This is a genomic window from Streptomyces angustmyceticus (assembly GCF_019933235.1).
GTDB classification, from domain to species: domain Bacteria; phylum Actinomycetota; class Actinomycetes; order Streptomycetales; family Streptomycetaceae; genus Streptomyces; species Streptomyces angustmyceticus.
In genome coordinates, this window is sequence record NZ_CP082945.1 from 5,692,421 (window position 1) to 5,713,252 (window position 20,832).

Annotated in this window: 20 protein-coding genes; 6 read left to right on the forward strand and 14 right to left on the reverse strand. The window is 72.7% G+C overall.

Annotated elements, in window-relative coordinates; genetic code table 11:
- Positions 1-21: 21 nt before the first annotated feature.
- Positions 22-1,770, reverse strand: coding sequence for an alkaline phosphatase D family protein (locus K7396_RS25435; RefSeq protein WP_086720814.1), 1,749 nt, complete (start codon positions 1,768-1,770; stop codon positions 22-24).
- Between the two features lie 142 nt (positions 1,771-1,912).
- Positions 1,913-2,557 carry an HNH endonuclease family protein gene (locus K7396_RS25440; RefSeq protein ID WP_086721270.1) on the reverse strand — a complete coding sequence of 215 codons (645 nt, stop codon included), beginning with the start codon at positions 2,555-2,557 and terminating at the stop codon, positions 1,913-1,915.
- Positions 2,558-2,769: 212 nt separating this feature from the next.
- Here K7396_RS25440 and K7396_RS25445 point away from each other — a divergent pair, with 212 nt between their 5' ends.
- Together K7396_RS25445 and K7396_RS25450 are read left to right on the forward strand one after the other, a co-directional pair.
- On the forward strand, positions 2,770-3,528 hold the full coding sequence (locus K7396_RS25445; RefSeq protein WP_086721271.1) for an ABC transporter permease: 759 nt from the start codon (positions 2,770-2,772) through the stop codon (positions 3,526-3,528).
- 179 nt (positions 3,529-3,707) lie between these two features.
- On the forward strand, positions 3,708-4,289 hold the full coding sequence (locus K7396_RS25450) for a TMEM165/GDT1 family protein (protein WP_086721272.1): 582 nt from the start codon (positions 3,708-3,710) through the stop codon (positions 4,287-4,289).
- Between the two features lie 127 nt (positions 4,290-4,416).
- Here the strand turns inward: K7396_RS25450 and K7396_RS25455 are convergent, their stop codons facing one another.
- A complete protein-coding gene (locus K7396_RS25455) occupies positions 4,417-5,079 on the reverse strand; it encodes an HAD-IA family hydrolase (protein ID WP_152104388.1) in 663 nt (220 codons plus the stop codon).
- A gap of 327 nt (positions 5,080-5,406) precedes the next feature.
- On the reverse strand, positions 5,407-6,519 hold the full coding sequence (locus tag K7396_RS25460) for a peptidoglycan-binding domain-containing protein (RefSeq protein ID WP_223660199.1): 1,113 nt from the start codon (positions 6,517-6,519) through the stop codon (positions 5,407-5,409).
- A gap of 231 nt (positions 6,520-6,750) precedes the next feature.
- On the opposite strand from K7396_RS25460, the gene K7396_RS25465 reads away from it, so the two are divergent.
- Positions 6,751-8,829, forward strand: coding sequence for an MFS transporter (locus K7396_RS25465; RefSeq protein ID WP_152104386.1), 2,079 nt, complete (start codon positions 6,751-6,753; stop codon positions 8,827-8,829).
- Positions 8,830-8,914: 85 nt separating this feature from the next.
- On the opposite strand, the gene K7396_RS25470 is transcribed toward K7396_RS25465, so the two are convergent.
- The 3 genes from K7396_RS25470 to K7396_RS25480 form a co-directional block, all read right to left on the reverse strand.
- Positions 8,915-9,454 carry a GNAT family N-acetyltransferase gene (locus K7396_RS25470; RefSeq protein WP_086720164.1) on the reverse strand — a complete coding sequence of 180 codons (540 nt, stop codon included), beginning with the start codon at positions 9,452-9,454 and terminating at the stop codon, positions 8,915-8,917.
- Positions 9,455-9,517: 63 nt separating this feature from the next.
- On the reverse strand, positions 9,518-9,850 hold the full coding sequence (locus K7396_RS25475; protein WP_086720163.1) for an antibiotic biosynthesis monooxygenase family protein: 333 nt from the start codon (positions 9,848-9,850) through the stop codon (positions 9,518-9,520).
- Between the two features lie 61 nt (positions 9,851-9,911).
- Positions 9,912-10,373, reverse strand: coding sequence for a DUF2000 family protein (locus K7396_RS25480; RefSeq protein ID WP_086720162.1), 462 nt, complete (start codon positions 10,371-10,373; stop codon positions 9,912-9,914).
- Positions 10,374-10,440: 67 nt separating this feature from the next.
- Here K7396_RS25480 and K7396_RS25485 point away from each other — a divergent pair, with 67 nt between their 5' ends.
- Entirely contained in the window at positions 10,441-11,295 is an 855-nt protein-coding gene (locus K7396_RS25485) for an AraC family transcriptional regulator (protein ID WP_086720161.1), read from the forward strand.
- Positions 11,296-11,439: 144 nt separating this feature from the next.
- On the opposite strand, the gene proP is transcribed toward K7396_RS25485, so the two are convergent.
- From proP to K7396_RS25500, 3 genes are all read right to left on the reverse strand, one after another.
- A complete protein-coding gene (gene proP, locus K7396_RS25490) occupies positions 11,440-12,939 on the reverse strand; it encodes a glycine betaine/L-proline transporter ProP (RefSeq protein WP_086720160.1) in 1,500 nt (499 codons plus the stop codon).
- A 484-nt stretch (positions 12,940-13,423) separates the two neighbouring features.
- Positions 13,424-14,452, reverse strand: a complete 1,029-nt coding sequence (locus K7396_RS25495; RefSeq protein ID WP_152104385.1) for a CU044_5270 family protein — start codon at positions 14,450-14,452, stop codon at positions 13,424-13,426.
- Positions 14,445-15,095, reverse strand: a complete 651-nt coding sequence (locus K7396_RS25500) for an RNA polymerase sigma factor (protein ID WP_152104384.1) — start codon at positions 15,093-15,095, stop codon at positions 14,445-14,447. Before K7396_RS25500 ends, K7396_RS25495 begins: the two co-directional genes overlap by 8 nt.
- A gap of 126 nt (positions 15,096-15,221) precedes the next feature.
- On the opposite strand from K7396_RS25500, the gene ctaD reads away from it, so the two are divergent.
- Entirely contained in the window at positions 15,222-16,868 is a 1,647-nt protein-coding gene (gene ctaD, locus K7396_RS25505; RefSeq protein ID WP_223660200.1) for an aa3-type cytochrome oxidase subunit I, read from the forward strand.
- Positions 16,869-16,894: 26 nt separating this feature from the next.
- A complete protein-coding gene (locus K7396_RS25510) occupies positions 16,895-17,236 on the forward strand; it encodes a hypothetical protein (RefSeq protein ID WP_152104988.1) in 342 nt (113 codons plus the stop codon).
- Between the two features lie 65 nt (positions 17,237-17,301).
- Here the strand turns inward: K7396_RS25510 and K7396_RS25515 are convergent, their stop codons facing one another.
- From K7396_RS25515 to K7396_RS25530, 4 genes are all read right to left on the reverse strand, one after another.
- Entirely contained in the window at positions 17,302-18,000 is a 699-nt protein-coding gene (locus K7396_RS25515) for a hypothetical protein (RefSeq protein ID WP_152104987.1), read from the reverse strand.
- A gap of 128 nt (positions 18,001-18,128) precedes the next feature.
- Complete coding sequence (locus K7396_RS25520) at positions 18,129-18,545, reverse strand: DUF6114 domain-containing protein (protein WP_152104986.1); 417 nt, start codon at positions 18,543-18,545, stop codon at positions 18,129-18,131.
- Positions 18,536-19,156, reverse strand: a complete 621-nt coding sequence (locus K7396_RS25525; RefSeq protein ID WP_152104985.1) for a DUF6230 family protein — start codon at positions 19,154-19,156, stop codon at positions 18,536-18,538. The genes K7396_RS25520 and K7396_RS25525 overlap by 10 nt, the downstream gene beginning before the upstream one ends.
- A gap of 302 nt (positions 19,157-19,458) precedes the next feature.
- Positions 19,459-20,691, reverse strand: coding sequence for a cytochrome P450 (locus K7396_RS25530; RefSeq protein WP_086721983.1), 1,233 nt, complete (start codon positions 20,689-20,691; stop codon positions 19,459-19,461).
- Positions 20,692-20,832: the final 141 nt, after the last annotated feature.

A 20,832-nucleotide genomic window follows, 5' to 3' on the forward strand; every position in this document is an offset into this window, starting at 1 on the left:
AGCGGAACCGGAGCGTCCGCATCATCCGGTCTTCGGCCGTTCGGTTCCCGGCGCACGCCCGCCCGCATCACCCGAATTCCCGGCAAGGCGCGCATCGGACAGCGCCGCCCGCCAGACCGTGACGAGCCGGACGCCGCCGCGCTTCTCCCGGCGGGCCTGGTCCAGGGCGAGGCGCGCCGTCCGGCCCGCCAGGGTCAGCGTCATCAGCTGGTTGCCGAACCACGGGCCGCCCGTGCGCCGCCACTTCACCGCAGGACGGGTCAGCCGCCCGTGCCGGGCCAGCAGCTTGCCCAGCCAGCGGCCCGGCCGGCTCCAGCCGAAGCGGAAGCCGGCCTGCAGCGAGCCGGGGATGCTGTTGTGGACGGGGGAGCAGGTCAGCTGCAGCACCCGGCTCGTGGGGCGCGGGCCGGCGCCGCGCCAGTGCGGCTCCGCCACGTACGCGTGGTGCACGTCCCCGGAGAGCACACAGACCGTCGCCGGCGCGTCCGTACCGGCGGCGGCCTCGGCGATCAGCTCGGTGAGCGCGGTGAACGAACCGGGGAAGGCCGCCCAGTGCTCCAGGTCGGCGCGCTGGCGCAGGAATTCGCTGCGGCGGGCCCAGCGGGGGCCGCGCTCACCGGCGCACAGCGCGGCGTTCCAGCCCTCCGCGGCGTGGATGAGATGCGGCAGCAGCCAGGGCAGCGAACTGCCGAGCAGCAGATGGTCGTAGCCGCCGCGCCCCTCCAGCACCGCCTGCCGCAGCCATTCCCCCTCGGCCTTGTCGAGCATCGCGCGGCCGGACTCGTCCAGCACCCGGGTGGCCCGGGTGTCGATCATGACCAGGCGGACCCGGCCGAAGTCGCGGCGGTAGCTCCAGCGCGCGCACGCCGGATCGGCGTCCGCGTCGGCCGCGAACTCCCGCACCGCGTCCGTCGCGTCCGGCAGCTCCCGCACCCGCGCGTACAGCTCGTCGGCGGCCAGCTCGGCGGGCGAGAGATTGCCCAGGTGCTGGTGGACCCAGTACGACATCAGGCCGCCGAGTATCCGCTCCCGCCACCAGGGGGCCGCCCGCATCCGGGCCAGCCAGGCCGCCGAGGTGTTCCAGTCGTCGATCACATCGTGGTCGTCGAAGATCATGCAGCTGGGGACGGTGGACAGCAGCCAGCGGACCTCGGGGTCGAGCCAGGACTCGTAGTAGAGGTGGGTGTATTCCTCGTAGTCGGCGACCTGCTTCCAGGGCGGCTCGCCGAGGTCGCGGCGGCCGGCCAGGACGCGGGCGGTCGCCTCGGAGGTCTGGTCGGCGTAGACCTGGTCGCCCAGCAGGAGCAGCACGTCCGGGCGCGGCCGGCCGGGATCGGCGGCCAGCGCGGCGGCGAGGGTGTCCAGGGCGTCGGGGCCGACCGGGTCGTGCGCCGCGCCGGAGGGCGTCGCCGACCAGCGGCAGGAGCCGAACGCGAACCGCAGCGGTTCGCCGTCGGAGGCGGACAGGGTGCGGATCGTGCTCGCCGGGAAGCGGCTGCGGGGCGGCGGCCAGACCTGCTCCCCGCCGTCGCCGGCAGCGGCGTCCGGCGCGTCCAGCAGGACCCGGTAGGGCGTCTCGGTGCCGGGGGCGAGGCCGGTCACCGGCACCAGCGCGTAGTGGTGCCCGGCCACCTGCCAGGTCCGTTGTGCGCCGGCCGCCCCGTCGTCGCAGCGGACGCGCACCACGCACGGCTCGTCGGTCTCCACCCACACCGTCGCGCTGTGCGCGTCGACGTAGCGCAGCAGCGGCCCCAAGCGCAGTCCGGCCATCGTGCCTCCCCACTTGTCGTGGTCAGAGGATAGGAGCACGAGGGGCGCGGTGGGGGGCCGGGGCGGCGGCGCGCCCGCCGGCCGGTGGTTTCGGCCGACGGGCGCGCGAGGCCGGTTCCGCGGGCCCGCGGAACCGGGTCGCTCAGCAGCCGTCCAGGATCTTCTTCAGGGCGGCCTTCTCCGCGGAGTCCGCGGTCATGCCGTACTCATGCTTCACCCACACCCACATCCGGGCGTACTCGCAGCGGTACGAGGTCTTCGGCGGCAGCCACTTCGCCGGGTCCTGGTCGCCCTTCTCCTGGTTGAGGTTGTCGGTGACGGCGATCAGCTGGGAGTGGGTCAGGTCGTTGGCCAGCTCCTGGCGGCGCGCGGTGGTCCACTGCGCGGCGCCCGACTTCCAGGCCTCCGACAGCGGTACGACGTGGTCGATGTCGAGGTCGGCCGGGTCGGTCCAGGTCTTTCCGTCGTAGGCCGAGACCCACTTGCCGCTGGTCGCGGTGCAGCTGTCGTTCTGCTTCACGTCCGTGCCGTCGCGCTTGAGCACGACCTCGCGGGTGTTGCAGTTCTTGCCCTGGTCGATCCAGTGCGGGAACTTGTCGCGGCTGTAGCCGTCCTGCGGGCCCTCGGCCTGTTCCTTGATCTGGCCGAGGTACGTCCGCGCGGTGGCCGCGTCCGGCGGGCTGGGCGGTGCCGCCTGGGCGGACTGGCCGCTGAGGGCCAGGGTGCAGACCAGCGCCGCGGCCGAGCCCGCGGCGAGAGTGACTCGACGCGCGTAGACCTTTTTCATCGAAAACTCCCGGAATGTGGGGGGAAGTTACCGTGCGATGCGGAGCCCATCGTGGCGTTGTGGGGTTTCCACGAGATGGGCGCCAGGTAACAGAGTGGCGACATGCCCACGTCAGTTCAAGGGGCAGCTGACGAGGCGCCATAAATGCATCACGGCACTCCGGTTGAGCCGCTCCCGCGCATGCGCCCCCGACGCCGCCCTACAGTGAGCGCGTGCTGCTGCCGGTCAACATCACCCTCGGGGTCGTCCTCGCCGTCCTGCTGGCCGCCGCCGTGGCCGTCGCCGCACTGGCGCGCCTCGGCCATGCCCGCGCCATCGCCGTCGCCGGACTGCGCGCCGCCGCCCAACTCGCCGCCGTCTCCTACCTCATCGGCTGGGTGGTGCACGCGCTGCCCTGGCTGCTGGGCTTCCTCCTGCTGATGTTCGCCGTCGCGGTGCGGACCGCGGGCCGCCGGATCACCCAGAACCGCACCTGGTGGTGGGCCGCCGCGCCGATCGCCGCCGGGGTCGTCCCGGTGGTGGCCCTGCTGCTGCTCACCGGCCTGGTGCCGCCGCGCGGCCTGACCCTGATCCCCGTCGCGGGCATCCTGATCGGCGGCGCGCTCACCGCCACCGTCCTGGGCGGGCGGCGGGCGCTGGACGAGCTGAAGCTGCGGCACGGCGAGTTCGAGGCGGGCCTGGCGCTGGGGCTGCCGGACCGCGAGGCGCGGATGGAGGTCGCCCGCCCGGCCGCCTCGGACGCCCTGCTGCCGGGGCTCGACCAGACCCGGACCGTGGGATTGGTCACACTGCCCGGCGCGTTCGTCGGGATGCTGCTGGGCGGCGCCTCCCCCGTACAGGCGGGTGCCGTCCAGCTGTTCGTGCTGGTGGCCCTGCTGGCGGTGCAGGCGGCGGCCTGCGCGACGGTGCTGGAGCTGGTGGCCCGCGGACGGCTGCACCGCGTACCCTGGACGGCAGCAGAAGGGGAGTAGCTCTCTGCCGGACCGTCGACATACTGCCCGCCCGCGTGGCGGGCCGGCGCCCGGAGCGCGGTGCCCATCCGTACCGCGCCAGCGAGACCTTCGGCCGCAGTGTTCGACGCTGCCGTGCCGAAGCGACCCCTTTCCCGGGCCCCTTTGGTGCGGCCCGACCGATCGAGGTATCCCACCCCGTGTTCAGCCTTACCGTCGCCGCCGTCGTCTTCGGCGTCGTCTTCCTCGCCGAACTTCCCGACAAGACCGCCCTCGCCGGCCTGATGCTCGGCACCCGCTACCGCGCCTCGTACGTCTTCGCCGGCGTCGCCGCGGCCTTCCTCGTGCATGTGGCGCTCGCCATCGCCGCGGGCAGCGTGCTCACCCTGCTCCCGCACCGCTGGGTGCAGGGCGTGGTCGGGGTCCTCTTCCTGGCCGGCGCCGCCGTGCTGCTGTTCCGCAAGGGCGACGACGAGGAAGAGGTGAAGAAGCCCGCCGACCAGAGCTTCTGGAAGGTCTCCGGGGCGGGCTTCATGATGATCCTGGTCGCCGAGTTCGGTGATCTGACCCAGATCATGACCGCCAACCTCGCGGCCCGTTACGACGACCCGCTCTCGGTCGGCGTGGGCGCCGTGCTGGCCCTGTGGGCGGTGGCGGGCCTGGGCATCCTGGGCGGCCGCACGCTCATGAAGTACGTACCGCTGACCCTCATCACCAAGATCGCCGCAGGTGTGATGCTGGTGCTGGCGGGCTTCAGCCTCTACGAGGCGATCGCCGGCTGAGACGCCGGCGGGCCGGGACGGCCGTCGGGGGAAGGGCGGGCTCTTCGGGGGCGTCTCGGGGACGGGTTTCCTCGGGGACCGGCTCCTGGGGAGCGCCCTCCCGCTCGCGGCCCCCGGCGCGGGGTCCTCAGGCCGTGAGGTGCACCGCGACCGTGCCGTCCGCCAGCACCTCGACCCGGACCTGGGTCAGGTCGCGGACCTGCGCGGTGGGGCCGAAGGCGGCGGCCCGGTCGCCCACGCCGACCACCCGCATGCCGGCCGCCCGGCCCGCCTCGATGCCCGCCTCGGAGTCCTCGAAGACCAGGCAGTCCTCGGGCGCGTGGCCCAGTTCGGCGGCGCCCTTGAGGAAGCCCTCCGGGTCGGGCTTGCTGGCGCTCACGCTCTCCGCCGTGATCCGTACGGCGGGCATGGGCAGTCCGGCGGCGCCCATCCGGGCGTCGGAGAGCGGGACATCGGCCGAGGTCACCAGGGCGTGCGGAACGGTGGCGAGGGCGGCCATGAAGGCGGGCGCGCCGGGGACCGGCACCACGCCGTCCATGTCGGCGGTTTCCTGGGCCAGCATCCGGCGGTTGTCCGCCAGGTTGAGTTCCCTCGGGCGGTCCGGCAGCAGCGCGGCCATGGTGGCCCAGCCCTGCCGGCCGTGGACGACCTTGAGGACCTCGTCCGCGTCCAGCTCCTGCTCGGCGGCCCAGCGTCGCCAGCAGCGCTCGACGACGGCCTCGGAGTTCACGATCGTGCTGTCCATGTCCAGCAGCAGGGCTCGGGCGGTGAGCGTGGTGGTGGCCGGCATCGGCGGGCTCCTGGGCGCTACGGGCACACGGGCGCTGCGGCCGTATGCGGACGGTGCGGATCGCACGAGGAAAAACAGAGCGGTTCCGCCCGCCGGTCAGGGAGTGCGGGCGGAACCACTTTGTTTCTTCACGATACAAAGCATACCCCCGTATCGACAACCGGGCTGGTCAACGACCTGGAGCGGGGGGGCGGCGGAAACGGACGCGGCGGGACGCGGCCGGAGGTGATCGGAGGCGATCGGAGGTGATCGGGGCGGCCGCGAAGCCCCGCCGGCGGAGCGCGTCGGGGCTTACGGCTCACGGTTCTCCGGCTCACGGCGTCCGGTTCACGGCTCGTGGGTGCGGGACTCCAGGGATGCCCGGGTCTGCGCGCCGTAGACGCCGTCCGGGTCGCCGGTCACTCCGTAGGTCTGCTGGTAGCGGGACACGGCGGCCCGCACCGCCGCGCCGTAGCGGCCGTCGTCCGGGCCCGGGTAGAGGGACAGTTCCCGCAGCCGCCCCTGGAGTTCGGCCACTTCCGGGCCGGCGGCCCCCTCGCGCAGCACGATCGGTCCCGTGGGCGGGGCACTGGGGCGGTGGCTTCCGGGGGAGTGCGTGACGCTGCCGGACGCCCGGGTGGGAGCGGGGGCGGGTGGCGTCCCGGTCCGGTGGCGCCGTACGCCGACCGTGGGGCCGGGGAGGCCGGTCGGGGCGGTCGGCGGCGGGCGGGTCGCGGAGCGGGAGGGGGCGGCGCCGCGGCGGGTGGGGGCGGGGGCTTCGCCGGTGGGGAGGCCGGCGCTGGGGGAGGCGGTGCCGAGGTCGGGCGGCGCGGCCCGGTCCCGGGTGCCGCCTGACAGGGCATCGGTGCTGATCAGGACCGCGGCGGCGGCCACCGCGGCCCCGGCGGCCGCGAGGGCGGCCGGCACGGCGCGCCGGCGGGCGGGAGCGGAGGCCACGGCGCCGGCGGGCGGCTCGTCCTCCGCGGCGCTGAACGTCCGGGACGTCGGACCGGGGCGGCGCCGTGGCCGGGGGACGAGGGGGTCATGGGCGGCGGGGCCGGTGGAGACGGAGGCCGGGCCGGGGGCCTGCGGCGGACCGGGCAAGAGCGGTCGCCCGGCGGCGGAGCGGTCGGTGGTGCCGTCGGCGGGTGAGGGTCTTTCGGCCCGGTGCACCGCCGCGTCCACCCCGGGTAAGTCGTCCAGCGGGTCGCCCCGGCTCAGCAGGCCGCCGCCCGCTGCGCCGTCGGTGTTCCGCGCGCCGCCGTACGCGGGGTCGCCCGCGCGGCCGCCCGCGCCCTGGCCGTCGTCCTCGTCCCCGCCCCCGCCCTCGTCGGGCAGTGACACGTACGGCCGAACGCGCAGCGGGTCAAAGTCGTCCGCATCGACCGCCGCACACAGGCAGGTCGGCCGGCCGTCGCCGCGTACGGGGGCGGAGCAGTGCGGGCATGGCGGTGCCGTCACGAGCGGTCCCCTCCCTGGAGGCATCGAACCGGCAGCGATTATCCAGAGGACGCACCCGTTCGCGCAGGCGCTCGAAGACATCCGTGCGGCATCCCCGGGGTGTCCCCTGAACGGCCCCGGATACCGAACGCCGTTCGGCGGGCCATATCCGGGCGAACCGCCCAGGATGGAAGGGGCCCGAGGGCGGTCCGTGACGGAAGGGGCGGCCCGGCCGAACAGAGGGAGACGCCCATGGCGCAGGACACCAGCGCTCCTGCCGTCCCCGGCGCGGACCGGTCCCGGCGGACGGTCCTCGTCGCGATCGGCGCGCTGCTGCTCGGCATGCTCATCGCGGCGCTCGACCAGACCATCGTCGCCACCGCGCTGCCCACCATCGTCAGCGAGCTCGGCGGCCTCGACCACCTCTCCTGGGTGGTCACCGCCTACCTCCTGGCCGCGACGGCGGCGACTCCGCTGTGGGGCAAGCTCGGTGACCAGTACGGCCGCAAGAAGCTGTTCCAGACCGCCATCGTGATCTTCCTGATCGGGTCGGTGCTGTGCGGGATCGCGCAGAACATCGGGGAGCTGATCGCCTTCCGGGCCCTCCAGGGGCTGGGCGGCGGCGGGCTGATCGTGCTGTCGATGGCGATCGTCGGTGACATCGTGCCGCCCCGCGAACGCGGCAAGTACCAGGGCCTGTTCGGTGCCGTCTTCGGCGGCGCCAGCGTCCTGGGGCCGCTGCTCGGCGGGCTGTTCGTGGACCACCTCAGCTGGCGCTGGGTGTTCTACATCAACGTGCCCGTCGGCATCGTCGCGCTCGCCGTCATCGCCGCCGTGCTGCACATCCCGCGCCGCCGCACCCCGCACCGCATCGACTACCCGGGCACCGCCCTGATCGCCGCGGTCGCCGCCTGCTTCGTCCTGATGACCTCGCTCGGCGGCGTGAGCTACCCGTGGTCCTCCTGGCAGATCGTGGGGTGCGGGGCACTCGGCGTCGTGCTGCTGGGGGTGTTCCTCGCCGTCGAGCGCCGGGCGGCCGAACCCGTCCTGCCGCTGCGCCTGTTCCGCAGCCGCTCCTTCACGCTGACCGCCGTCATCGGCTTCGTCGTCGGTTTCGCGATGTTCGGATCGATGACGTATCTGCCGACGTTCCTGCAGGTCGTGCAGGGGGTGACGCCGACGCTGTCCGGGGTGCACATGCTGCCGATGGTGTGCGGCATGCTGCTGGCCTCCACCGGGTCCGGGCAGCTCGTCAGCCGCACCGGCCACTACAAGGTCTTCCCCGTAGCCGGCACCGGCGTCGTCGCGGTCGGACTGCTGTTGCTGCACCGGCTCGACCCCTCCAGCGGCGTCGCCGAGATGAGCGCGTACTTCTTCGTCTTCGGGTTCGGGCTCGGCCTGGTGATGCAGGTGCTGGTGCTCATCGCGCAGAACTCCGTCGCCTACCAGGACCTGGGCGTCGCCACCTCCGGCGCCACCTTCTTCCGCTCCATCGGCGGCTCTTTCGGCGTGTCCCTCTTCGGCACGGTCTTCACCAACCACCTCCGCCCGCGGATCGCCGACGCCGTCGCCGGGGTGCCGCTGCCGCCGGGCGTCGACGCCGCCACCATCGCCGAGGATCCGCGGACCGTCGCCCGGCTGCCGTCCGGACAGGCGGCCGGCGTCCTGCACGCCTACGCCGACTCGATCACCGATGTCTTCCTCTACGCCGTCCCCGTCGTCCTGGTCGCGTTCGTCCTGGCCTGGTTCGTCAAGGAGGAGCCGCTGCGCGGCAGCGTCACCGCCCCCGACACCAGCGAGGTGCTTTCCTCCAACCCCGTCGAGCGGTCCTCGCGCGACGAATGCGCCCGCGCGCTGTCCAAACTCGGCAGCAGGGAGGGCCGCAAGCACATCTACGAGAAGATCACCGCACGGGCCGGCCTGGACCTCAGACCCGCCGCCGGCTGGCTGATCCTGCGCATCCACCGCTGCGGCGCGGTGGAACCGGCGCGGCTCGCCGAACGCAGCACCGTCCCGCTCGGGGTGATCGCCGAGAGCGTCCGGCAGATCGAGGAGCGCGGACTCGCCACCCGCGAGGGGGTGTTGCTGCGGCTCACCGACGACGGACGGGAGACCGCCGAGCGGCTCTCGGCGGCCCGGCAGCAGTCGCTCGCGGAGATGCTCGGCGACTGGTGGACCGACGACCGGCCCACCGACCTCACCGCCCTCGTCCGCGAACTGACCGCGGAACTGTGCGGCTCGGACGAGGAGGAGCCCCACCACGGCGACCCCCGCCGCCCGCTGCCCCGCGTCCCTCCGCGCACACCGGGACCGCCGGGTCTGGCCAAGTGAGGGGGAGGGGAGGGGAGTTGGCGGGGGAGATTCGGCGATGGTGACGCGGTGACCGGGTCTCGCGCCGCCCGTCGGCCGGAGCCGGTCAGTGCGCCCCGCCGCCCGCCCCGCCTGCCAGCCGCTTCTCGAAGAAGATCTCCGCGTAGGGGTCCTCGTGGTACGGATCGATCTCCGCGAAGCCGTGCCGCCGGTAGAGCGCGACGGCCTCCACCAGGTCCAGCCGGGTGTCCAGCCGCATCCGCTCGGCGCCCAGCCGCACCGCGGCCCGCTCGGCGGCCGTGAGCAGCGCGTCCGCCCCGCCGCGGCCGCGCCGGGCGGCCCGTACGAACATCTGCTTGAGCTCCGCGGTCCGCGCGTCCAGCAGCCGTACGCCGGCGCAGCCCGCCACCGCCCCGCCGTGACGGGCCACCAGCAGCACGCCGTCCGGCGGCGTCAGATCGGCACTGGGGTACTCCGCGAGGCCCTCGTCGATCTCCGCCGGCGTCGAACGGCGGCCCTCGTGCAGCGCGAAGTACCGGTCGGCCACCTCGGTGTAGTACTCGCGCAACAGCGCCGCGGCGTCCGGCGACCCGGCCGGCTCCGGCGCGACGGTCCAGGGGAGGCGGAGGGTGGCGGCGTCGCTCATGCCGTCATTGTGGCCACCGGAGCGGCCCACGGCGCAACGGATTTCGAGCGACGCCGCCGGTGCTCAGCCCTGCTTCGGGCCGGTCTGCTGCACCACCTCGAAGGACCACAGCGTGGACCCGGTCGCGGCGGGCTTGGGCCGCTCGCCGCCCTCGGTGCCGGCGCCCTGCTGGTGCGCGGCCTTCATCGGCCCCTCCATCCACGCCTGGAACGACTCCTCGTCCCGCCACCGGGTGTAGACGAGGTACTGGTCGGTGCCCTCGACGGGGCGCAGCAGTTCGAACCACTCGAAGCCGTCCGAGGAGTCCACCGTGCCGGCGCGGGAGGCGAAGCGCTTCTCCAGGACCTCGCGCTGTTCGGCGGGCACGGTCAGTGCATTGATCTTCACGATGCTCATGGCGACCATCGTGCCGCATGGTGTGCGGCGGGCGCAGGCCAGGGCGGTCGGCGCGGCCCGGTCAGCCGTGCAGCTTCAGACCCTTGGTGATCTTGTCGACGATGCCGCGGGGGCCGTACACGCCGAGCCCGACCAGGTCCAGGTCGTCGGCGGCCACCGCCCGTACCGCCGCCCGGTTGTCGTCGTCGTTCCCCGTGGCGAACATGTCGGCCGTGTACAGCGCGGTGGGCACGGCCCGGCTGAGCGCGCGGGCGTGGGTGCGGGTCAGGGCCGCGGCGTCGGCGGTGTAGCAGAGCACCGGCTCGCGCAGCAGCGCCAGATAGCCGTGGCCGGAGGCGTCCTGGTACGGCTTGCCCATGATGTCGCCGGAGGCGTGCGCGATGCCGCTGGCGAGGAACGCGGTGACGTTCAGCTTCTGCCAGCCGGCGAGGTCGTCCCGGACGATCACGGCGATCTTGGTCTCGAAGCGGGGAGCGGCCGGTGCCGTACGGGGGGACTCGGTTGCGGTGGGTGCGGTCGTCATGGGGAGAGTCTCGTCCGGCATCCGGACCGCCGTATTGAACGCTGGTGCGGCCCGGCAGACTGGAGCGATGAGCAGGCAGCACGACGGGGACGGGGACTGGGCGCGCTACTGGCGCGATCCGGACCGGCCACTGGAAGCGATGCACGCGCACTTCGTCCGCCATGTCTTCCACCCGCACAGCCACGACGCCTATTCGTTCGCGGTGACCGAGAGCGGCGCCCAGCGCTTCACCTGCCGCGGCGCGGGCCACACCAGCGCCGCCGGCATGGTGATGGCGTTCAACCCGGACGACCCGCACGACGGGGAGTCCGCCGTCGACCTCGGCTTCACCTACCGGATCATGCACATCGGCCCGGACGTCGTACGCGCCGTGCTCGACGACGTGACCGACGGCCGGGGCGCCATGCCGCTGTTCGACCGGCCGGTGGTCGACGACCCGGTGCTGGCCCGCGCGCTGCGGCGGCTGCATCCGGCGCTCGTCGGCGGCGCCGATCCCCTCGTACGCGAGGAGCGGCTCACCGCGGCCGTCGAGGCCATGGTGCGGCGCAACGCCACCGGCGGCGCCGCGGCGGCCGGACCGCGCGAACTCCCCGCGGGCGCCCAGGCCGCGGCGGCCCGGCGGGCGCGGGATCTGCTGGTGGCGGCCTTCGACCAGCCGCTGACGGCCCAGGAACTCGCCGACGCCGCGGGCTGCAGCCGCTTCGCGCTCTACCGGGCGTTCCGCGCCGAGTACGGCATGGCGCCCAGCGACTTCCAGCGGCTGCTGCGCCTGCGCCGCGCCCGCACCCTCCTCGTCGAGGGCCGCGCCACCTCGGATGCCGCCACCGAGGCGGGCTTCGCCGACCAGGCGCACTTCCACCGCTGGTTCGTGCGCTGCTTCGGCATCACCCCGGGGGCGTTCCGCCGGGCCGGCGCGGGGTGAGGCGGGGTCGCGCCCGGTCGTGACGCCCCGGCCGGCTTGGGGGAGGCCGGCGCCGGGCCCCGCCCGGAACAGCACTCCGCCCCGCCGGCGAGGGCCGGCGGGGCGGAGCGGTGCGACGGGGGCCGGGGGCGTCCGGCCGGGCGGTCAGGCCGCCGCGTCGGCCGTGGCCGGGGCGCGGACCTCGCGGGCCTCCGCCTCGGTCTCGACGGCCGGCGGGGAGCCGGGCAGCGGCTTGCGGGCGCTCTCCGACATCAGCAGGACGGCGATGCCGCCGATCACGGCCGCGGCCATCATGTAGTAGGCGGGCATCATCTTGTTGCCGGTCGCGCCGATCAGGGCGGTGACCACCAGCGGCGTCGTACCGCCGAAGAGCGACACCGAGACGTTGAAGCCGATCGACAGCGAGCCGTAGCGCACCTTGGTCGGGAACAGCGCGGGCAGCGTGGAGGGCATCGCCGCGGTGAAGGTGACCAGCAGCAGGCCGAGGGCGGCCATGCCGATCGCGATGGCGGCCAGCGATCCCTGCCGGATCAGCAGCAGGGCGGGGACGGACAGCACCAGGAAGCCGGCGCAGCCCGCGCCGATGACCGGGCGGCGGCCGAAGCGGTCGGTGAGCCGGCCCGCGAACGGCTGGACGCACATCATCAGGACCATCACCGCGAGCACGACCAGCAGGCCGTGGGTCTCGTCGTACTTCAGCTCCGAGGTCAGGTAGCTCGGCATGTACGACAGCAGCATGTAGTCGGTGACGTTGAAGACCAGGACCAGGCCGATGCACAGCAGCATCGAGCGCCACTGACCGAAGATCATCTCGCGGACGCCGATCCGCTTCTCGGCCTCGCGGCGCGCCTTCTCCTTGGTCCGCGCCTCCTTCTCCAACTGGGCGAAGGCCGGGGTCTCTTCGAGCCGCATCCGCAGGTAGAGGCCGATGATGCCCATCGGTCCGGCGATCAGGAACGGGATGCGCCAGCCCCAGGAGGTCAGGTCCTCGGTGGACAGCAGCGCGGTCATCAGGGTGACCAGGCCGGCGCCGCCGACGTAGCCGGCCAGGGTGCCGAACTCCAGCCAGCTGCCGAGGAATCCGCGCTTCTTGTCGGGCGCGTACTCGGCGATGAAGGTGGAGGCGCCGCCGTACTCGCCGCCGGTGGAGAAGCCCTGCACCAGGCGGGCGACGAGCAGCAGGATCGGTGCCCCGACGCCGATGGAGGCGTAGGACGGGATCAGACCGATGGCGAAGGTGCCCGCGGCCATCATGATCATGGTGATCGCGAGGATCTTCTGCCGGCCGATCTTGTCACCGAGCGGCCCGAAGACCATGCCGCCGATGGGGCGGACGAGGAACGCCGCGGCGAACGCCCCGAACGTCGACAGCAACTGCGCGGTCGGATTCCCGGACGGGAAGAAGACGTGTCCGAGGGTGACCGCGATGTAGCTGTACACGCCGAAGTCGAACCACTCCATCGCGTTGCCGAGCGCGGCCGCCGAGACGGCACGCTTGACCATCACGGGGTCGACGACGGTCACCTCGCCCGACGTCTGCCGCGCCGCATCGGACGGCTGTTCCGGCTGCGGATCGGTCGCGGTGTCGGCGCGGCCGCCGACGGGATCGCGGGGCCCGGGGGCGACGGGGGACTGCGTCGGCACGTGCTCGCTCGCCTGCGCTCTCTTTGGACGACAACATGGTTCAACCCGCCACGGGGGCGGGCCACGGCCCGCCATGGACCGGCGGGCAAAGGTCGACCATAGGGGCAGACCGGATCATCACGGACAGTGCGCGGACGACCGCGCAGGTGGCCGTATACCCGCTCCTTGCTGGGTAAACGCCCTGTCGGGAAGCAATCGGCGGCGCTTATGTCTGTGATCCATATCGCGGTGATCCGCTGCAACCCTCGCCGGATTGTGGGGTGCGTCACGGACGAGGCGGGTGGCCGGCCGCCGGGGAGGAGGCGTCCGGGGCCGGCGGCGGGAGCGCGCCGCTCGGGGCACGAGTCCGGCGCGTACGGACACGAGAACGGCGCGGCGGCACACTGCTGCCCGCCGCGCCGAGGTGGATCGTCGCGTTCTCTCAAGGATCGGCCATCACCGCCGGCCCCGCCACTCGGGCGGGGCCCGGCGGCCGGGCGCCGGCTCATGGCATCCACGCCTCGTACGACATGACCTCCCCCGCCTTGACCTTGGAGTCCGGGTCGTCCCTGGTGAAGGTGATCTCCAGCCCGAGGAGGTCGCCGGTGCGCGGATCGAGGATCACCATCTGGCGGGTGGCGTCCGCGGCGCCGTCGCGACCGTCGTACACATAGGCCAGCCCGCGCCGGCCCAGCCGGTCGGTGACCGCGCCCGCCTGCCGGAGCCCGCCCGCGTCGGCCAGCACCCGGACGACGGCGGCCGTCTCCCGCGGCCCCGGGGTCCACTCCCGGCGGAAGGAGGAGAGCGCCGAGAGGAGCTCGGGAGTGGTGTGCAGGCCGCCGGCCCCGCCGTACAGCCACGACAGCTGGTCCCGCAGGCCCGCGGCGTCCGTCGCCGGCCGGGTGCGCGAGGCGAGGCCGCTGTGCTGGGCCTCCGAGCCCGCGGGGTAGGTCTTGCGATGCAGCACCTTGCCGTCGCTCACGGTCCGCCACCGGCCGTCGGCCTCGTGGATCACCGGGCGGCCCGGATGCCGCGGGTCGGTGGCCACCACCAGCTCCGAGCCGCTGCCGTCGGCGTGCCAGCGGGTGATGCTCTCCTCGGGCACGGTCACGGGCGGATCGGCGTCGGGCCCCGACTCCATGCTCATGTACCAGCTCTGCAGATGACTGCCCCGGCGCGGCCCGTCCCCGGCGCCGGCCGTCCGCGCCCTGGCCTCCGCCCTGCGGGCGAGGACGTCCAGCGGGACGGACGGGGCGTCGGCGTGCAGGGCGAGGGCGACGGGCGCGGCGACGGCGGGGCTGCTGCCGGCACCGGAGAAGGTCAGCGCCACGGCGGCGACGGCGGCCGCCGATACGGCGGTCAGGCCCATCACCAGGCGGCGGCGCACGGGACGGGGGCGGCCGCGCGGCGCGGGGCCGGCGGTCAGGGCCCGCAGACCGGCCTCGGCCCGCGCGGTCAGCGGGCGGTCGCGCCAGGGTCCCTCACCGGCGGAGACGGGGTCGGCCTGCCGCAGCAGCTCCAGTTCCTCAGACATGGCGGCGGCCTCCCGCTCGGGTCGGTACGGGGTGGGGGGAGAGCCGGGTGGGTCCGGGGGAGGGGGCACGCGGCGGCGGTGCGTCGGACCGCGGCGGAGGCGACTCGGACCGCGGCGGCGCCTCGGGCCGGGTGGTGCCCTTCTGCCGCATCCGCTCGATCTGCGTACGGAGCCGCCCGCGCGCCCGGTGCAGCCGCATGGCCGCCGCGCTGCGGCCGCACCCGAGGGCCACCGCCAGCTCGTCGATGCCCAGTTCCTCCCAGGCCGTCAGGCGCAGCACCTCCTGGTCGGCCGGGGAGAGCCGGGCCAGCGCCTCGTGCACCCAGGAGCCGGGCCGCTCGGCGTCCGGGCTCTGCACGGTCAGGTCGCGCCGCGCCGCCTCGTGGTTGCCGAGCCGGTGCAGCAGCCGCCGGTAGCGGCCCAGCCCCCGCACCGTGTTGGCCAGACAGTTGCGGGCCACCCCGTACAGCCAGGGCAGCGGCGTCTCGGGAAGTTCGGCGCGCCGTCTCCAGGCTGTGGAGAAGACCTCCGCCACCACTTCCTCGACCTCGTGTGCCTGCCCGTCCAGCCGTCGCGCCACAAAGCGGCTGACCGCCCAGTAGTGCGCGCGATAGGCCTCGGCGAAGGCGTCGTCCGTGCTCATGAACCCTTGGTGTCCGGCAGGACGCCGATCTTCACACCCCGGTGGGGTGAGTCTTCCCACCGGCCGCCGGGGCCGCCGTCGCGCCCCGGGTGTGACGTGCGCGGCGGCGGCGGACACCTACGGGGCATGAGATCCCCCGTGAAGTGGCTGACGACCACCGACCACAAGACGATCGGCACGCTCTACCTGGTCACCGCGTTCGCGTTCTTCTGCGTCGGCGGGGTGATGGCGCTGCTGATGCGCGCCGAACTGGCCCGCCCCGGCCACCAGATCATGTCGAACGAGCAGTTCAACCAGGCGTTCACGATGCACGGCACGATCATGCTGCTGATGTTCGCGACGCCGCTGTTCGCCGGTTTCGCCAACTGGATCATGCCGCTGCAGATCGGCGCGCCGGATGTCGCCTTTCCCCGCCTGAACATGCTCGCCTACTGGCTCTACCTCTTCGGTTCGCTGATCGCCGTGGGGGGATTTCTGACGCCCCAAGGAGCCGCGGATTTCGGGTGGTTCGCGTATGCGCCGCTCTCCGATTCCGTTCATTCCCCCGGTATCGGCGCGGACATGTGGATCATGGGTCTGGCCTTCTCCGGTTTCGGTACGATCCTGGGTTCGGTCAACTTCATCACGACGGTCATCTGCATGCGGGCGCCCGGCATGACGATGTTCCGGATGCCGATTTTCACGTGGAACGTGCTGCTGACCGGTGTGCTGGTGCTGCTGGCGTTCCCGGTGCTGGCGGCGGCGCTGTTCGCGCTGGAGGCGGACCGTGAGTTCGGGGCGCGTGTCTTCGACGCGGCCAATGGCGGGGCGTTGCTGTGGCAGCACCTGTTCTGGTTCTTCGGGCATCCCGAGGTGTACATCATCGCGTTGCCGTTCTTCGGGATCATTTCCGAGGTCATTCCGGTGTTCTCGCGGAAGCCGATGTTCGGTTACATCGGTCTGATCGCGGCGACGATTTCGATCGCGGGTCTGTCGGTCACGGTGTGGGCGCACCACATGTATGTGACGGGCGGTGTGCTGTTGCCGTTCTTCTCGTTCATGACGTTCCTGATCGCGGTGCCGACCGGTGTGAAGTTCTTCAACTGGATCGGCACGATGTGGAAGGGCTCGCTGTCCTTCGAGACGCCGATGCTGTGGACGATCGGGTTCCTGATCACCTTCACGTTCGGTGGTCTGACCGGTGTGATCCTGGCGTCGCCGCCGATGGACTTCCACGTGTCGGACTCGTACTTCGTGGTGGCGCACTTCCACTACGTGGTGTTCGGTACGGTCGTGTTCGCGATGTTCGCGGGCTTCCACTTCTGGTGGCCGAAGTTCACCGGCAAGATGCTGGACGAGCGGCTCGGCAAGATCACGTTCTGGACGCTGTTCGTGGGCTTCCACGGCACCTTCCTCGTCCAGCACTGGCTCGGCGCCCAGGGCATGATCCGCCGTATCCCCGACTATCTCGCCGCCGACGGATTCACCGCGCTGAACACCGTCTCCACCCTTTTCTCCTTCCTCCTCGGACTCTCCCTGCTGCCGTTCTTCTACAACATCTGGAAGACGGCGAAGTACGGCGAGAAGGTCGAGGCCGACGACCCGTGGGGCTACGGCCGCTCGCTGGAGTGGGCGACGTCCTGCCCGCCGCCGCGGCACAACTTCCGCACCCTGCCGCGCATTCGCTCCGAATCCCCGGCATTCGACCTGCACCACCCGGAGATCGCCCAGGACGCCGGTGCCCTCGCGGACACCGGAAAAGCGCCCGCGGCCGGAATCGGGGCACGGATATGAACGAGGGCACACGACGGTGTGAGGAAATGCCGCTCGACCGGGAACGGGCCGTCAACGAGATCGAGGGATTCCTGCTCTGGGAGGCGGAGAAGGACCGGGCGCGCAGCCGTGCGCGGGCCTTCTGCGACGGCCTGCCCTGGCTCACCGATGCGCAGCGGTGGGAGGTGGAACGGCGCTACTGCCAGGACCGGCGCGACACCTCCCGGGCGTACCTGGAGCGCATCGCGGTCCGCAGCGCCGCCCTGCGGACCGAATACGAAGGCGTCTACCGGGCCCTGCGGCGACGGCTGCTCACCGCTGTCCTGAGCGGCACGGTGGCGGTGGCGGCGCTGCTCACCGTGGCGGCCGTCGGTCTGGCAGGGCGCTGAGCGGACGGCGGCCCGCCCGGTGCGGGACGGTCGACCGGCCGGCCGCCGCCGGCCGGTCGGCCGGGTCAGCCGGTGACGGTGATCTGCGAGGCGGGAGCGGTGGTGTCGGCCACCTTGTAGAGGGCGTTGAATGTCGAGCTGGTCGCGCTCGTCGGGCAGCCGAAGCCGCCGGTCACCTTCACCGGCACCTGGGCGTTGGTGAAGGCGAGGGTGGAGGGCGCGCCGTTGGTCCAGGTGCCGTTCACCGTGGCCGCCGAGGTGGGCGCCGCGGTCACCGTGCACGACGCCAGACCGCTGGTCTTGAGGACGAACCCGCCGGTGGGGATGGTCAGTCCGGCGGTCACCGGCGCCCCGTTCTGCATGGCCACGCCCCAGGTGCCGGAGGTGGTGACGCTCGCGCTGACGCCGGGCATGCTCGTCGTGCAGGAGCTGTAGGTCGCCGGGGTGGTGGAACTGCTCACCGGGCCCGCGGGGTTGTGGTTGCCGGGCGCGGCCGGGACCTGCCCGCTGGAGGAGGAGACCGTACAGGTGACGGTCACCGAACCGGCCTTGAAGGTGGCCTTGCCGCTGAGCGTGGCCGTGAAGCCGTGGCCCGCGGGGGTCACGGTCGTGGACGCCGCCGCGGCGGACGGCGCGGGCGCGGGCTGTGCCGTCGCCGGGCCCGTCATGGCGAGCGACAGGCCGAGGGCCGCGGTGACCCCGGTGCCGGCGGTGAGGAGGGCGCGCCGGCGGGCCGGCCGGCGGGCGGCATGCGTCATGGTCATCGTGGGTCTCCTTCGAGGGGTGGGTGCCGGGGGAGCGGTGCGGCGGGTGGTGCGGGCAGCGCTCGGTTCCCGTCCGCGGACGAAGGCGTGGGGGTACGCGAACGGGAGGGCCGCGGGCCGGGGGCGGGCTACGGCTCGCTGGGTGCGGGGGTGCCGCCGCCGGGCTCGCGGGCGGCCCCGGGCGCGGCGGACGGTACGGGTTCGGCGGCGACCGGCTGCCAGGCGAAGATCATCGAGCCGCCGAGGATCCCGATGACGGTGCCGATCAGGAAGCCGCCGAGGTTGGACATCACCAGGGCGGCCGCCGCGCACAGCACGGTGAGCACGCCCGCGAGGCCCCGGTAGTGCGGCGCGAACCACGCCGAGAGCCCCATCACGATCATCACCAGCCCCATCAGCACGGACGGGATACCGGCGATGCCCTGTTGCAGCATGATCTTCAGCGGTGCCAGCGGGATGGCGCAGATCTCGGCGCCGGCGACGACGGCCGCCAGGCCGCCCCAGAAGGGCCGCCCCTTCCGCCAGCGCCGCCAGGTCAGAAGCATTCCTTCTTGCCCTTGGAGATCTTCATGTTGAGGCCGGACAGCTTGAAGGTCCCCGCGTTGGTGGCCCAGGCGGTCTGCCGGAGGTTGCTGATGTTGATGTCGTCGGCCTGCTGGGCGAAGAGGTCCTGCATGCCCTGGGCGCTCTCCGGTCCCTTGTCGAGGGTGGAGGCGTCCCGGCCGATTTCGATCTGGTGGAAGGACGCGTCGCCGGAGAGCTGGGTGGCGTCCACGAAGAGATTGGCCGCCTCGACGGGCTTGCCGCCCGTACCGGCGCTGAGGTTGAGCGAGATGTCGCCGATCACCGGGAGGTGGGTGACGACCGACTGGCACAGACGGTTCATCCGGGCCGACTTGATGGCGGTGACGGCGACCGGCAGGAGATCTCCCCTGGCGTTCGCGTCCACGCCGCCGTACTGGGCGAAGCCCTCGCCCTTGAGGCTGTCCGCGGAGACCTTGAACTGCTGTCCCGAGACGGCGAACGACGCCGCCAGTGCCCCGTTGGCCAGGGCGATTCCCAGGGCGGCGGTGCCGGCGAGGGCCGGGACGGACAGCACGGCGAACTTCCGCCAGCTGATGCGTCCCGTGACAGGTCTGCCGTGTGCGTCCTTCATCGTGGTGTGTCCCCTTCGAAGAGCGGTGGAGCGCACTGTCGAAACACGTGGGGGAGTGCGGGTGCGCGTGGAGCGCGTGGTGCAAGAGACGCGCGGGGAGCCGGCGGGTGCCTCCGTGGGGGAGCACGTGCGGCTCGGGGGTGCGCGGTGCCGGACGGTGCGCGAAAATGCCGAACTGCCAAGTGTTACCGGCGAGTTGAATGTAAGTCTGCCCGTGACGACTGGCAAGGTTGACGGCGGAACCGTTTTCGGACATACCGCTGGTCCGGCTTCCGCCGGGGCCGGGTCGGGCGCCGCCCCCGTCATCCGTAGCGGACCTGCAGCTCCTTGACGCCGTTGAGCCAGGCCGAGCGGAGCCGGCGCGGGTCGCCCGCCAGGGTGATGCCGGGCATGGCGTCCGCGAGCGCGTTGAAGATCAGGTCGATCTCCAGGACCGCGAGCGACTTGCCGAGGCAGAAGTGCGGTCCGCCGCCGCCGAACCCCAGGTGGGGGTTGGGGTCGCGGGTGATGTCGAAGACCTCGGGGCGGTCGAAGACCTCCGGGTCGTGGTTGGCGGAGGAGTAGAAGATCCCCACCCGCTGCCCCTTTTTGATCTCCGCCCCGCCCAGCTCGGTGTCCCGGGTGGCGGTGCGCTGGAAGGAGACCACCGGGGTCGCCCACCGCACGATCTCCTCGGCCGCCGTCCGGGGGCGCTCGCGCTTGTAGAGCTCCCACTGGTCGGGGTGGGTGAGGAAGGCGTGCATCCCGTGGGTGATGGCGTTGCGCGTGGTCTCGTTGCCGGCCACCGCCAGCAGCAGGACGAAGAAGCCGAACTCGTCGGAGCCGAGGTTGCCCTCGTGCTCCGCCGCCACCAGCCGGCTGACGATGTCGTCGGCCGGGCACTCCTTGCGGGCCGCGGCGAGGTTCATCGCGTACGAGATCAGTTCCATGGCCGCGTTGCTGCCGACCTCTTCGGTGATGGCCAGTTCGGGGTCGTCGTAGGCGACCATCTTGTTCGACCAGTCGAAGATCCGGGCCCGGTCGTCCTGGGGGATGCCGATGAGTTCCGCGATGGCCTGCAGAGGGAGTTCGCAGGCGATGTCGGTGACGAAGTCCCCGGACTCCTTGCGGCGCGCCTCGGCGACGATGTGCGCCGCCCGGTCGCGCAGTGCGCCCTCCAGCGCGCGGATGGCGCGCGGGGTGAAGCCGCGCTGCACGATCTGGCGGACCCGGGTGTGCTCGGGCGGGTCCATGTTCAGCATGATCAGCTTCTGGACGTCGATCTGTTCGCGGGTCATGGACGCCTGGAAGCGGATGATCGAGGTGTTGAGGTTCGCGGAGAAGATCTCCGGCTTGGTGGACACCTCCTTGACGTCCCGGTGGCGGGTGACGACCCAGTAGCCGTCGTCGCCGAAGCCGGCGATGCCGTGCGGCTGCGCGTTCCACCACACGGGTGCGGTCTGCCGCAGCCGCGCGAACTCGGGGAGCGGAACGCGGGACTGGTAGACGTCGGGGTCGGTGAAGTCGAACCCTTCGGGCAACGCGGGGCATGGCATCGGTGACTCCTGGGTCCATCCGGATGTCTGACGGTTCATCAGGTATGGGTCGCGGTGAAGGTAGTAACGAGTTCTACAAGTGGCAAGGGGCGGGGCGCGTCCCTTTACGGACAAGGGTGTTGCATGCCCCTTGCGCCCCGG